At 64.9% G+C, this 13755-nt stretch carries 12 protein-coding genes; 5 read left to right on the forward strand and 7 right to left on the reverse strand.

Features of this window, described 5'->3' with window-relative positions; translation table 11 throughout:
- Positions 1 to 31: 31 nt before the first annotated feature.
- The 4 genes from GYB81_RS13465 to GYB81_RS13475 all read right to left on the reverse strand — a co-directional run bounded on the left by GYB81_RS13465 (position 32) and on the right by GYB81_RS13475 (position 4264).
- Positions 32 to 1315, reverse strand: coding sequence for an NTP/NDP exchange transporter (locus GYB81_RS13465; protein WP_161865754.1), 1284 nt, complete (start codon positions 1313 to 1315; stop codon positions 32 to 34).
- A gap of 1 nt (position 1316) precedes the next feature.
- On the reverse strand, positions 1317 to 2237 hold the full coding sequence (locus GYB81_RS13470; protein WP_161865753.1) for an aldo/keto reductase: 921 nt from the start codon (positions 2235 to 2237) through the stop codon (positions 1317 to 1319).
- A gap of 231 nt (positions 2238 to 2468) precedes the next feature.
- A complete protein-coding gene (locus tag GYB81_RS24475; protein ID WP_178101817.1) occupies positions 2469 to 2636 on the reverse strand; it encodes a hypothetical protein in 168 nt (55 codons plus the stop codon).
- Positions 2637 to 2779: 143 nt separating this feature from the next.
- A complete protein-coding gene (locus GYB81_RS13475; RefSeq protein WP_161865752.1) occupies positions 2780 to 4264 on the reverse strand; it encodes a flavin-containing monooxygenase in 1485 nt (494 codons plus the stop codon).
- Positions 4265 to 4421: 157 nt separating this feature from the next.
- On the opposite strand from GYB81_RS13475, the gene GYB81_RS13480 reads away from it, so the two are divergent.
- Genes GYB81_RS13480 through GYB81_RS13495 form a run of 4 tightly spaced genes read left to right on the forward strand, consistent with a single transcriptional unit; the run spans position 4422 to position 7854 of the window.
- Positions 4422 to 5561, forward strand: a complete 1140-nt coding sequence (locus GYB81_RS13480; RefSeq protein ID WP_161865751.1) for an MlaE family ABC transporter permease — start codon at positions 4422 to 4424, stop codon at positions 5559 to 5561.
- The gene (locus tag GYB81_RS13485) at positions 5558 to 6343 is read left to right on the forward strand and encodes an ABC transporter ATP-binding protein (RefSeq protein ID WP_161865750.1); all 786 of its coding nucleotides are present in this window, start codon (positions 5558 to 5560) and stop codon (positions 6341 to 6343) included. Before GYB81_RS13480 ends, GYB81_RS13485 begins: the two co-directional genes overlap by 4 nt.
- Complete coding sequence (locus GYB81_RS13490) at positions 6344 to 7261, forward strand: MlaD family protein (RefSeq protein WP_161865749.1); 918 nt, start codon at positions 6344 to 6346, stop codon at positions 7259 to 7261. It abuts the gene before it with no gap.
- The gene (locus GYB81_RS13495) at positions 7258 to 7854 is read left to right on the forward strand and encodes an ABC-type transport auxiliary lipoprotein family protein (RefSeq protein WP_161865748.1); all 597 of its coding nucleotides are present in this window, start codon (positions 7258 to 7260) and stop codon (positions 7852 to 7854) included. Before GYB81_RS13490 ends, GYB81_RS13495 begins: the two co-directional genes overlap by 4 nt.
- A gap of 158 nt (positions 7855 to 8012) precedes the next feature.
- Here the strand turns inward: GYB81_RS13495 and GYB81_RS13500 are convergent, their stop codons facing one another.
- The 3 genes from GYB81_RS13500 to hslO form a co-directional block, all read right to left on the reverse strand.
- On the reverse strand, positions 8013 to 9935 hold the full coding sequence (locus tag GYB81_RS13500; RefSeq protein WP_161865747.1) for a RecQ family ATP-dependent DNA helicase: 1923 nt from the start codon (positions 9933 to 9935) through the stop codon (positions 8013 to 8015).
- A gap of 114 nt (positions 9936 to 10049) precedes the next feature.
- Complete coding sequence (locus GYB81_RS13505; protein WP_161865746.1) at positions 10050 to 11591, reverse strand: phosphoenolpyruvate carboxykinase; 1542 nt, start codon at positions 11589 to 11591, stop codon at positions 10050 to 10052.
- A 168-nt stretch (positions 11592 to 11759) separates the two neighbouring features.
- Complete coding sequence (hslO, locus tag GYB81_RS13510) at positions 11760 to 12647, reverse strand: Hsp33 family molecular chaperone HslO (protein WP_161865745.1); 888 nt, start codon at positions 12645 to 12647, stop codon at positions 11760 to 11762.
- Positions 12648 to 12863: 216 nt separating this feature from the next.
- Here hslO and GYB81_RS13515 point away from each other — a divergent pair, with 216 nt between their 5' ends.
- Positions 12864 to 13658 carry a phosphatase PAP2 family protein gene (locus GYB81_RS13515; RefSeq protein WP_161897861.1) on the forward strand — a complete coding sequence of 265 codons (795 nt, stop codon included), beginning with the start codon at positions 12864 to 12866 and terminating at the stop codon, positions 13656 to 13658.
- The last annotated feature ends 97 nt before the right edge of the window (positions 13659 to 13755 follow it).

Raw genomic sequence — 13755 nt, forward strand, 5'->3', positions numbered from 1 at the left:
TCCGGTGCAATGGCGGTGCGCACAGCACCTCCTAACTCTGGACTTGGCGATCGACGCGCCCGCCCAGGTACCAGCCGAGCACGCCCCATAGTGCGGCGCACAGCGCGCCGGCCATCGCCACCAGCCAGGCGCCGTGACCGAGCATGTCCAGCCCGGCCTTGGCCCAGCCACTGAGGGCATCGCCGCCGCGATAGACGACGGTGTCGATGAAGTTCTTCGCCTTGTACTTGCTCTCGGCATCCAGCGGGGCGAACAGCATCTCCCGCCCCGGCCGGACGAAGGCGTACTCGCCGATGCGCCGCACGATCATCAACCCCGCCAGCATGGCGAAGGTCGGTGCCAGCGCCAGGCCGATAAAGCCCAGGCAGACCAGTGCCGGCACCAGCGACAGCAACACGCGCACGCCGAGCTTCTGCGCCACCCGGCCGGTGATGAACAATTGAGTCGTCAGGGCGCCGGCCTGCACGACAAAGTCGATGATGCCGAACACCCGCACCTGCGCAGCGCGCTCCGGGAACAACTCGGCCACCAGGCGCGCCTGTTCGAAGTAGAGGAAGGTGCTGACCGAGGTCAGCAGCAGAATGAACGCGCCGATGCCCAGCAGATAACGCGAGCCGAGCATGCGCGTCAGCCCGCTGAAGGGATTGCCCGGCACCGGCATGCGCGGGCTTTCGCTGGGCAGCGCTCCCGGCCGCCCGGCGCCCTGGCGTTCACGCCAGACCATCAGATAGCGCTTGAGCGCCATGGCCACCCCGAGCAGCACGGCGGCCATCAGCATCAACCCGGACTCGCCGATGGGCCCGATCAGTACAGTGCTCACAAGCGGCCCGCACAACCCGCCGACACTGGCGCCCGCAGCGATGAAGGCGAACAGCCGGCGCGCCTGGGCGCCATCGAACACATCGGCCATCAGGCTCCAGGCCACAGAGACGACGAACAGGTTGTAGACCGAGATCCACACATAGAACACCCGCGCCAGCCAGACACTGTCGTGGTCGAGGCGAAACAGCAGCACAAAGACCAACAGGTTGAGACAGAAGAAGCCGTACACCCAGTCGATGAAATGGATGCGCGGCACCTTCGAGTTGAGCCAGGCGAATAGCGGCACCGCCAGCAGCATGACGACGAAGGTGGCGGTGAACAGCCACTGCAGGTTGTTCACCCCGCCGGTAATGCCCATTGCCTCACGGATCGGCCGCAGCATGAAGTAGCCGGCGAACAGGCAGAAGAACAGGGCGAATCCGGCCAGCACCGCCGCCAGCTCCTGCTTCTCGGCATTGATCGCCCGCGCCAGGCGCCAGCTGAGCGCCTGCATCTCAGGCGAACAGCTCGATGATGCGTTTGCGCTGCGCCGCGTCCGGCAGGCGGCCCTGACCGGCGAGAATATTGTCAGCCATGTAACGCGGGTTGGAGGTGGCCGGAATCACCGCCGTCACCGCAGGATTGGCAAGGATGAACTTGAGCATCAGCTGCGCCCAGGAGGTGACATCCAGCTCGATCGCCGCCCAGTCAGGCAGGTTTTGCCCCTTTACCCGGTCGAACAGTGCCGAGCGCTGAAACGGGCGATTGATCAGCACCGCGATGCCCTTGTCGGCGCAGTAGGGCAGCAACTCGCGCTCGGCATTGCGCTCGCCGATGGAGTAGTTGAACTGGACGAAATCCACCGGCTCGTTGCGCAGCACCTCGAGCAGGCGCTCATGGGCGGAGTCCAGATAGTGGGTCACGCCGATGTAACGTACCCGGCCCTGCTCTTTCAGCTCGCGCAGCAGCGCAAGTTGAGTGCTGGTGTCCTGCAGGTTGTGCACCTGCATCAGGTCGATGGTAGTGGCCCTGAGCGCGGCGAAGCTGGCCTCGACCTGACGCTCACCGGCCGCACGCCCGGTCGAGGACACCTTGCTGGCCAGGAACAGGCGCTTGCGCATGCCATCCTCGGCGGCCAGCGCCCCGCACACTGCCTCGGCCCGCCCGTAGCTGGGCGCGGTATCCACCAGGCTGCCGCCGCCGTTGACCAGCGCTTGCAACACCTCGCGCAGCGGTTGCAACGCTTCATCTGTCAGCGCCACGTCATGGGTGCGTGAGGTGCCCAGACCGATCACCGGCAGCTGTTCGCCGCTACTGGGAATCGCCCGGCTCAGCAGGGGGCCTGAGGCAAAGGCGGACGACGGCAACCAGGGCATCAGGGCAGCCAGCGCAGCCAGACTGGCGCTACCTTGCAGGACTCGACGACGACTGGGCATGACCAGGCTCCTCTCTCAGTGACCGGTTGGTTATAGGCACTGACCACGCGCTGACCAAGGCGTTACATCCGCAGTGGCTTCTGTGTGGGGAAGCGGTCAGAGCGAAGCCAGACGGGCACAGGCGCTTATCACGGGACGAAGAGGAGAATGAGGCAGGCTAGGGATGCAATATCCGGTAACCAAAATGCCGCTGCGCCAGGCAAGGCCGAGGCGCAACGGTCGGGAAAGCGTTCAGGCCGCGTGCGTTGAAGATTCGCTGATCAGCATGCCGTGGGAAACGAGATAGCAACGATGGCCGTTCTGCAGCATCAAAGGGCTGCGGCTGGAGATGACCCAGCCCTTGCTCAGCAGCTGTTCGATATGAGCGCGCAGTGCGGGTAGATGGCGCTGTTCCTTCATGGCCGACCTCTGGTTGATTAGGCGCTTGGCACCTTGTTGTTCTTCCGTGACGCAGCTCGCAAAAGTGTAGTGGCGCTCTGCCAGGAACGTAAGCGGCGCGATTGTGTAATATTTTGTAGGACATTCGCTATAGCCCCGTCACATCAAGGCTGCGCCAACACCGCTTGCGGCTCCTCCTGAGGCGCAGAGAACACCAGGTAGTCGTCTTCGAGCTTGCCGTAGCGCAGCAGCGCCAGATCAAGCAGGTAGTTCTGATGCAGCTTCCACGGCACCCGGTCGCCCTGCGCCGGCAACAGGTGCGCGGCGCGCTTGATATAGCCCGACTGCAAATCGAGAAAGGGCTCCGGGCGGACGCTGCCGCCCTTGTCGCGTGGTGTCACCTGACGCATGCCGATGGCGTCCAGATGATTGATCAGGCGGCAGAAGTACTCGCTGGAAAGATCGGCCTTGAGCGTCCAGCTGGCGTTGGTGTAGCCCATCACCACCGCCAGGTTGGGCAGATCGCGCAGCATGATGCCGCGATAGCCCATGCTCTTCGGCGCCTCGAATGGCGCGCCATCGACCTGCACAGCGATGCCGCCGAACAACTGCAACTGCAGACCGGTGGCGCTGACGATCACATCGGCAGCCAGCTCCTCGCCGCCCTTGAGCCGAACGCCCTGGGCGGTGAAACGCTCGATCTCGGCCGTGACCACCTGCGCCCTGCCCTGGCGCAGCACGCGGAACAGGTCGCCATCCGGCACTGCGCAGACGCGCTGGTCCCAGGGCTTGTAGCGGGGGCTGAAATGGCGCAGATCGACCTCGCCCATCTGCCGCCGCACCAGCCCCAGCAGTATCCGCCGCACCAGACTGGGAAAGCGCTTGGCCAGCTTGTAGAAGACCAGTTGCAGAGTCACGTTGCGCCCGCGCGCCAGGCGATACACCCACCTCTCCGGCAACACCCGGCGCAGTGCATTGGACAGCGCATCGCGCTGCGGCAGGTTGATCACGTAGCTGGGCGAACGCTGCAGCATGGTGACCTGAGCCGCGCGCTCGGCGAGTGCTGGCACCAGGGTCACCGCCGTGGCGCCGCTGCCGATCACCAGTACGTGCTTGCCGCTGTAGTCGAAGCCCTCAGGCCACAGCTGTGGATGAATGAAGGTGCCCTGATAATCCTCGCGCCCGGTGAATTCGGGGGTGTAGCCAGCCTCGTAGCGGTAGTAGCCGGTGCACATCATCAGGAACTGGCAGCTCATGCGCAGCGGCTCGCTCTCCTCGCCGCGCTGCACCCGCAACTGCCAGGTGGCGCTGGCGCTGCACCAATTGGCCTCGAGCACCCTGTGCCGATAGCGGATCAAGCGGTCGACGCCATGCTCGGCGGCCGTTTCCTCGATGTAACGGCGAATAGACGTACCGTCGGCAATGGCCTGCGGATCGCTCCAGGGTTTGAAGTTGTAGCCGAGGGTGTACATGTCCGAGTCGGAACGAATGCCCGGATAACGAAACAGATCCCAGGTGCCGCCCATGGCCTCGCGCCCCTCGAGAATGGCGAAACGCTTGGTCGGGCACAGCCGTTTGAGGTGGCAAGCCGCGCCGACTCCGGACAGGCCGGCGCCGATGATCAGGACATCCAGATGTTCAACGGACATGACTCAGCCTCGCTTGCCTCGGGACAATGAGCATCACCTTAGTCCATGCAACTGTCATCCGGTCTTTGCGGGAGCTGGCAGCTGATTCGCCGCTCCATTCACATCCGCTGACTGTCGTGACTGGCTTGAGGCGCCCCTGCAGCGCTAAGCTGTGGCGATGACCACACCCTACCTGACCTTGCAGCAGACCAGCAGCACGGACGCCGCCAGCGATCTGCGGCTGGGCGGCGACTGGACGCTGGCCCATTACAGCCGGCTCGAACCCGAGGTGCTGGCCCTGCGCGAACGCCTGCGCGGCGAGGAAAGCGTCGACCTCAAGGACCTGGCCGCGCTGGACACCGCCGGTGCAGCGCTGCTGGTGGAGCTGTTCGGCCGGGAGCGCCTGCGTCACCTGATCCAGCAGGCCGAACTCGACGAACGACGCCGCGCCCTGTTGCTGACGGTCGCCGATGCCATGGCAGACAGCGCCCAGGCACAAGCCGCGCCTGAGCCTTCGGTACTGCGTGAAGTGCTCGGCCATATCGGCGAAGTGGTCGAAGGCATGTGGCACCAGGGCCGCGCACTGCTCGGTTTCATGGGTCTGACCCTGGCCAGCATGCTGGCGATCCTGGTGCGCCCGATGCGCTGGCGCCTCACCTCGCTGGCGGCCCATCTGGAGCAGTGCGGCCTCAACGCCGTGCCCATCGTCGCTCTGTTGACCTTTCTGGTGGGCGCCGTGGTGGCGTTTCTCGGCGCCACCATCCTCGCCGACTTCGGTGCCACCATCTACACGGTGAACCTGGTGGCGTTCTCATTCCTGCGCGAGTTCGGCGTGCTGCTCACCGCGATTCTCATGGCCGGGCGCACCGCCAGCGCCTTCACCGCACAGATCGGCTCGATGAAGGCCAACGAGGAAATCGACGCCATCCGCACCCTTGGCCTGAGCCCCATCGAACTGCTGGTGCTGCCACGGGTGTTCGCCATGCTGATCGCGCTGCCGATCCTGACCTTCATCGCCATGCTCAGCGGCATAGTCGGCGGGGGTGTGGTATGCGCCGTGTCCCTGGGCATTCCGGTGACGATGTATCTGTCGATCCTGCAGGACAGCGACCTGCTGCGGCACTTCCTGGTCGGCCTGCTCAAGGCGCCGATCTTCGCCTTCCTGATCGCCCTGATCGGCTGCCTGGAAGGCTTCAAGGTCAGCGGCAGCGCGCAATCGGTGGGCGAACACACCACCTCGGCAGTGGTGCAGTCGATCTTCGTGGTCATCCTGCTCGATGCGATGGCTGCGCTGTTCTTGATGGAGATGGGCTGGTGAGCCGGGACAAGGTCATCGAGGTACGCGGCCTTAACAACCGCTTCGGCAGCCAGGTGGTGCACGAGCACCTGGATTTCGACCTGTATCGCGGCGAGATTCTCGGCGTGGTCGGTGGCTCGGGTACCGGCAAGTCGGTGCTGCTGCGCAGTATCGTCGGCCTGCGCCAGCCCAACGCCGGCACCGTGCGGGTGTTCGGCGAAGAGTTGCTGAACCTGCCGACCGAGCGCCGCTCGCAGCTGGAGCGGCGCTTCGGCGTGCTCTATCAGCGCGGCGCGCTGTTCTCCTCGCTGACGGTCAGCGAGAACATCGCCCTGCCGCTGATCGAGCATGCCGGCCTGTCGCGCGCCGAGGCCGAGCGCCTGGCGCGGGTCAAGATCGCCCTGGCCGGCCTGCCCCAGGACGCCGGCGGCAAATTTCCCGCCTCGCTGTCCGGCGGCATGGTCAAACGCGCCGCTCTGGCCCGTGCCCTGGCACTCGACCCGGACATTCTGTTCCTCGACGAACCCACCGCCGGCCTCGACCCAATCGGAGCGGCGGCCTTCGACCAATTGATCCGCACCCTCAGTGACAGCCTGGGTCTGAGTGTATTTCTGGTGACCCACGATCTGGACACGCTTTACAGCATTTGCGATCGCGTCGCGGTGCTGGCGCAGAAGAAGGTGCTGGTGGCCGACCGCCTCGACGTGGTGGCTGCCACCGACGACGCCTGGATTCAGGAATACTTTCACGGCCCGCGTGGACGCGCGGCCGCACAGGCCGCCTCGGCGGCAGGGAGACAATGAATGGAACCCAGAGCCCATCATGTGCTGATTGGCCTGTTCACCGTGCTCACGGTCGGCGCGGCGCTGTTGTTCGGCCTGTGGCTGAACAAGGCCGGAGCGGATCGCGCCTTCACCGATTACGAGGTGATCTTCAACGAGGCGGTCACCGGTCTGTCGCAGGGCAGCGCCGTGCAATACAGCGGCATCAAGGTCGGTGACGTGATCAGCCTCGGCCTCGACCCCGATGACCCACGCACGGTGCGCGCGCGCATTCGCATCGTCGGCCAGACGCCGATCAAGCAGGATACCCGTGCCCGCCTGGCGATCACCGGCATAACCGGCCTGGCAGTGATCCAGCTACACGGTGGCAGCCCCGAAAGCCCGCCGCTGGAGGGCAAGGATGGCCAACCCGGTATCATCATCGCCGACCGCTCGCCGCTATCACGACTGATGGCCAACGGCGAGGATCTGGTGAGCAATATCACCCGCCTGCTCAACCGCGCCAATCGCATGCTCTCGCGCGAGAACGCCGAGCGCGTGTCGCGCACCCTGGAGAACCTCGAACAGGCCACCGCCGGCATCGCCGACCAGCGTGGCGAACTGAGTGAAGCGCTGCGCCAGACCAGTGCCGCCACCCGTGAAGCCGCCACGCTGATGGCAAACGCCAATCAGTTGCTCGACAGCCAGGGCAGCCAGGTGCTGGAAAGCGCCGAACGTCTTATGGTCTCGCTGGAGCGCAGTAGCCGTACCATCGAACAGTTGCTACAGAACAACCGCGGCGCACTCGACAGCGGCATGCAGGGCCTGAGCGACCTGGGCCCGACGATCAGCGAACTGCGCGAAACCCTGGGCGCCCTGCGCGGTTTCTCTCGCCGCCTGGAGCAGGACCCCAGCGGTTACCTGCTGCGCAGCGACAGCATCAAGGAGTTCCAACCATGAAGCGTCTTACCCTGTTGCTGGCGGCCGCCCTGCTCGGCGCCTGCTCGATCCTGCCGCAGAGCGAACCGCTGGACATCTACCTGCTGCCGGCCACGGCACTGCCGGCACAGACGCAGCGCGTCGGCTGGTCACTGCGGGTAGGCAGCCCGGTCAGTAGCCAGTTGCTCGACGGCACACGGATCGTCGTGCTGCCCGAGCCCGACCGGGTCAATACCTACCAGGGCGTACGCTGGAGCGAGCGCACGCCGCAGCTGTTGCGCGGCCGCCTGCTCGACGCCTTTCAGGATGACGGCCGGATTCAGGCCCTGAGCAACGAAGAGCAGCGCCTGCAAGCCGATCTGGAACTGGTCAGCGACCTGCGCAGCTTCCATAGCGAATACCGCGACGGCATCCCGCACGCGCTGATCCGTCTCGACGTCAACCTGGTCGATACGCGCAGCCAGCAGATCATCGCCAGCCGCCGCTTCAGCGTCAGCCAGGCGGCTGGCGATACCTCGATTGCCTCGGTGGTGGCGGCTTTCGGCCAGGCCGGGGATAAGCTGGCGCGTGAACTGGTGGACTGGACCCTGGCCGAAGGGCAGCGCAGCCGCTGATTGACGGGTCGACGAACTTACCCCGAGGGAGGCACTTCAGCGGCGACAGCCGTGCGCTACACCGCAAGTATCGCGGCTACGACTGCATGGAGGCAGGCGGTAGGGCGAAGCAGGATGCCGGAGCCGAAAACCCCTCCCACAGGATTTGCGCTCTCTGGCTAAACGCCCTGCAACCAGTCGCGCACCTCGGCATAGGGGTAATCTTCCAGCGCGGCGAAGCCGGCCAGCTGGCGTGCCTTGAGCTTGGTGAACAATGGCGTTGTCACCCCGCAGAGAAAACGCGTCAGGCACTCATGGCTCGGGTCGTGCCCGGCGTATTGCCGGTGCTTCTCGACGAAGGCGGCGCATAACGCCTGGGCATCGCGACTGCTCAAGGGTGGTAATTCCGGTGGTTGCGGCAGGGTCGCGACGCGCCCCTGGCACACCGAGCAATGCCCGCAGCGCTCGGGCGCCAGTGCATCGCCGAAGTACAGCGCCAGACGCCGGCTCAGGCATTCGCGGCTCTCGAACAGCGCCAGCATGGCCTGGATACGGGCAATCTCGCTGGCCTCGTGGGCGTGGAAATGCGCATGCAGATCGGCCGCCAGGGTCTCGCTGTCGAAGCCGCCGTCGAGCACGGCGTAGACCTCGGTCATCTGCTTGCTTTCCAGCTCCAGCCAGCCCTTTTCCTGAAAGTAATCCAGCGCCTTGACCACCCGCGCGCGTTCGGCGCCGTGCTGTTGATACAGCGCGTCGAAGTCCAGCGTCGACCAGGTACGCGCGCGCTTCGAACAGGCAAGGATCGCCTCGACGAACTGGCGCCGCTCGCCCTCGAACTGCACTAGCAACGCCTCGTCTTCCAGCAGCAGCTTGAAGCGATACTCGGCGAAATAGGCATAACGCGGCGCGATGATGCCGCGCAGCTCCAGCTGCACCAGCAGGGTCTTGAGCGGCAGCGCACGGATATTGCTCAGCTCCGACAACTGGCCAAGCATCAGCTCCCACTGCCCGCCCGTGCCGACCGAACGCAAGTCGTCGAGCACGGCGCGAATGCCGGCAAGCTCCGGCGTATCGCCATAGACGAAGTTCTCCAGCACGCTGAGACCGTCGCGGCTGGCCAGCACCAGGCAGTCCGAGGCCTGGCCATCGCGCCCGGCGCGGCCGATTTCCTGGCTGTAGTTCTCCACCGACTTGGGCAGGTCGAAGTGCACCACGTTGCGGATATCGCGCTTGTCGATGCCCATGCCGAAGGCGATGGTGGCGACGATGCACTCCAGCTCGCCGGCCATGAAGCGCCGCTGGATCGACTCGCGTACCTCATGGGCCATGCCGGCGTGGTAGGCGCTGACTGCCAAACCGTCCCGCGCCAGACGCTCGGCGACCTGCTCGGCAGTCTTCTGCTGAGTGACATAGACGATGCTCGCCTGACCACGCCGCGGCGCCAGCCATTGCTGCAGGCGCTGCGCCTTGGCACCGCCAGGCACTGGCTCCACCAGCAGATTGAGATTGGGCCGGTAGAAGCCGGTGGTGACCACGTCCGCCTCGGCAATGGCGAACTTCTCGCGCATGTCGGTGATCACCCTGGGCGTCGCCGTGGCGGTGAGCAGCAGCACCTGGGCGATGCCGAACTGGCGCTGATAGTCCGGCAGCTTGAGGTAATCCGGGCGGAAGTTGTGGCCCCACTCGGAAATGCAGTGCGCCTCGTCGACCACCAGCAGGGAGATCGGCACCTGGGCGATGAAATTTCGGAAGCGCTCGTTCTTCAGGCGCTCCACCGAGATCATCAGGATCTTCAGCTCGCCGCTGCGTGCACGGTTCATCACCTCCATGCTCTGCTCACGGCTCTGCGCCGAGTCGATGCTGGCCGCCGCGATGCCATGGGCGTGCAGGAAGGCGAGTTGATCCTGCATCAGCGCCAGCAGCGGCGAGATGACCAGGGTCAGGTGCGGCAGGTGCAGGGCCGGCAGCTGGTAGCACAGGGACTTGCCCGAGCCCGTGGGGAAGATCGCCGCCGCCGAACGACCGGCGAGCACGGCGCTGATCACCGCCTCCTGACCGGGACGCAGCTGATCGAAACCGAAGACGCGTTTGAGGGTGGACATGCGCTGTCACTCCATTGACCGCCGAATGGCCCATGACCATAACGTGGTTCGCCAGCGTTGGCCATTAACGACAAAGCCGCCCGAAGGCGGCTTTGTCAGAGAACGCGGCTCAGCTTACAGCTGCGGGCCGGCGTTCTTGATCGCCTCGCTCACATCGAACTTGGCGAAGTTGTCGATGAACAGCTTGGCCAGGCCTTTGGCGGCCTCGTCGTAGGCGTTCTTGTCTGCCCAGGTGTTGCGCGGGTTGAGCAGATTGGTCTCGACGCCCGGAACGGCCTTGGGCACGTCCAGGTTGATGATCGGCAGGTGCTCGGTCTCGGCACCGATCAGCGCACCGCTCTGGATGGCAGCGATCACACCACGGGTGGTGGGGATGTTGAAACGCTTGCCGACGCCGTAGCCACCGCCGGTCCAGCCGGTGTTGACCAGGTAGACCTTGGAGCCGAAGGCGTTGATGCGCTTGATCAGCAGCTCGGCGTAAACGCCGGCCGGACGCGGGAAGAAGGGTGCGCCGAAGCAGGTGGAGAAGGTCGACTTGATGCCGCCGCCCGAACCCATTTCGGTGGAACCGACCAGCGCGGTGTAGCCGGACAGGAAGTGGTAGGCCGCCTGCTCGTTGTTGAGGATCGACACCGGCGGCAGTACGCCGGTCAGGTCGCAGGTCAGGAAGATAACGGCGTTCGGCTCACCGCCCAGGTTCTTCTCGCTGCGCTTCTCGACGTACTCCAGCGGGTAAGCCGCGCGGCTGTTCTGGGTCAGGCTGTCGTCGGCGTAATCGGGGGTGCGCTGCTCGTCGAGCACGACGTTTTCCAGCACGGTGCCGAACTGGATGGCTTTCCAGATCACCGGCTCGTTCTTCTCGGACAGGTCGATGCACTTGGCGTAGCAGCCGCCTTCGACGTTGAACACCACGCCTTCGCCCCAACCGTGTTCGTCGTCACCGATCAGGTAACGCGACTCGTCGGCGGACAGGGTGGTCTTGCCGGTGCCGGACAGGCCGAAGAACAGGGTCACGTCGCCGTCTTCGCCAATGTTGGCGGCGCAGTGCATCGGCAGCACGTCCTTCTCCGGCAGCAGGAAGTTCTGCACGGAGAACATGGCCTTCTTCATTTCACCGGCGTAGCGCATACCGGCGATCAGCACTTTCTTGGCGGCGAAGTTGATGATCACGCAGCCGTCGGAGTTGGTGCCATCACGCTCCGGCACGCACTCGAAGTTGGCGACATTGAGGATCTGCCACTCGGCCTTGCCGGCCGGGTTGTAGGCTTCGGGGTTGATGAACAGCTGACGGCCGAACAGGTTCTGCCAGGCGGTGGCGGTGGTCATCTTCACCGGCAGGTAGTGCGCTTCGGCAGAACCTACGTGAACGTGGGATACGAAGTGATCCTGAGCCTTGTTGAAAGCCTCGACGCGATCCCACAGGGCATCGAACTTGTCGGCCGGGAACGGACGGTTGATGGCGCCCCAGGCGATCTGCGCCTCGGTGCTCGGCTCCTGAACGATGAAGCGGTCGGCCGGCGAGCGGCCAGTGCGATGACCGGTACGAACGACCAGCGCGCCGTTGGCGGCCAGTTCCCCTTCACCACGGCGAATGGCTTCTTCGACCAGTTGCGCGGCGCTGATGTCGGTGTACACGGCGTTGTTGGCTTGCGTCATGAGGGTCCCCGTCGGCCGCTGGCCGAGTCTTCCGAACGTTGTGTAGTACAGGGGCAACTGCACTACACGGTAAAAAAGTCGCGGGAGTATGCCAGAAAAGCGAACGGCTTGGCAGCCTCCGATCCGATCTTGCCCCGCTAGTGACAGTCTATTGGCGCGAGAGGTTCATCAGTGACGGGTCTGCGACGGCGCCTCGCTGCCGGCACCGGCAAACAGCTGGGCGATATCGGCAGCATCGAAGGCGTAGCGCTCGTTGCAGAACTGGCAATCGATCACCACGCTGCCGCCCTGCTCGGCCAGCAGCAGCTCGGCATCGGCCTGGCCCAGGCTGGCCAGGGCACTGGCGGATCGCTCGCGCGAGCAGCTGCAGCGGAACTGCAGCGGCTGCTCGTCGAACAGGCGCACGTTCTCCTGGTGATAGAGGCGATGCAGCAGGGTCGGGTTGTCCAGGCCGAGCAGCTCTTCGGCGGTCAGGGTATCGGCCAGAGTCAGCACGTGGTTCCAGCTCTCGGCGCGCTCCTGTGGCTCGCTCTGATGGTGCGGCGGCAGCTGCTGCAGGAGCAGACCACGAGCACGCTGGCCGTCAGCCTTGAGCCAGAAGCGGGTCGGCAGTTGCTCGGAGCTGGCGAAGTAGTTGGACAGGCACTCGGCCAGGTCCACGCCATCCAGTTCGACGATGCCCTGATAGCGCTGGCCGCGGGTCGGGTCGATGGTGATGGCCAGCACGCCATTGGGCATCAGGCTCTGCAGGTCAGCATCGGCGCCGATCTGCTCGGCCTCGTAGCGGGCGATGCCGCGCAGTTCCCGCGCGCTGGAACATTCCACCATCAGCAACGACAGCGGGCCTTCGGCGCGTGCCTGCAATACCAGCAGGCCGTCGAACTTCAGCGTACCCACCAGTAGCGCGGCGGCGGCCATCATCTCGCCAAGCAGTTGCGCCACTGGCTGCGGGTAGGCGTGCTTGGCCAGCACATGGGCGTAGCTCTCGCGCAGCGCGACCATCTCGCCACGCACATCGGTGTCGTCGAACAGGAAACGTTGACTGAAGTCGTTCATAGCGGCTGGCCCGGGTCTGGAAAAAGGCTGGCGATTTTATGCACAAACGCCAGCACAACCAAGGTCCGGCCGTCATATGCAGGCGTTCACCTTCCACCCACCGCCCGCTGAACCTCGACTGAACGACTGGGCTGCCGGCCTTGTACTGCCGTCAGCACTGCCTATCATCCGCGCGCCTGAGGTAGAGCCTGTCATCAATCTGAAAAGGGATCGTCCATGTCGAGCACTTTCATCAATCGCCACTGGCAGCCACGCGCCATGCTGGTCTGCCATATCGTGGCCATCGTGCTGCTCGCCAGCTGGCTTTGGCAGCCTACCCGTGAACTGTGGAACGTCTTCGATCTGTGGCTGTTCAAGCTGCTCAACGATCCGGTACAGGCTGGCGGCCTGTGGGCCCACATCTGGGCCATCGGCAGCATGCGTCCGGTCGACGCCGGCGTCGGCGTGGTGATGCTGGCGGTGATGCTCAAGGCTGATCTGGTCTTCACCGGTCCCCAGGTGCGTCGCGCGCTGTTCGCCTTTCTCGTCGCCCTGACAGTGATGCTGCTGATGCGCGTGCTGTTCGCCGACCTGGTCGAATACATGGGCTTGCAGCACGCCAGCCCGTCGCTGGTGGTCGAAGGCAGTGCGCGCCTGACGGAAATGTTCCCGGCCTGGGAAGAGCGCTGGGACCTGAAAGACAGCGCCAGCCGCAGCTTCCCCGGCGATCACGCCTCCGTGCTGCTGATCTGGGCCTACTTCATGTCCTTCTTCGCCCGCGGCTGGCGCCTGATCCTGGTCTGGGCGATTACCGCGATCGGCATCCTGCCACGTTTGGTAGCCGGGGCTCACTGGGGCGCGGATGCCTTCGTCGGCGGCGTATTCCTCAGCCTGCTGGCCCTGGCCTGGAGCTGCTATACGCCGCTGAGTTATCGCGCCAGCGAATGGCTGGAGAAGATCACCCTGCCGATCACCTCGCGCCTGGCCAGGCTCCCGCTGCTGGGCCGCATGAGCATCGTCAGCGGGCGCTGAAGCGGGTAGCCCGGATGCAATCCGGGAGGGGTCGATACGATTCCCCGGATTTCATCCGGGCTACAAACTGAACGAGCAAGTTCGCATTCGCGAGCAG

It is taken from the genome of Pseudomonas yangonensis, assembly GCF_009932725.1.
Taxonomy (GTDB): domain Bacteria; phylum Pseudomonadota; class Gammaproteobacteria; order Pseudomonadales; family Pseudomonadaceae; genus Aquipseudomonas; species Aquipseudomonas yangonensis.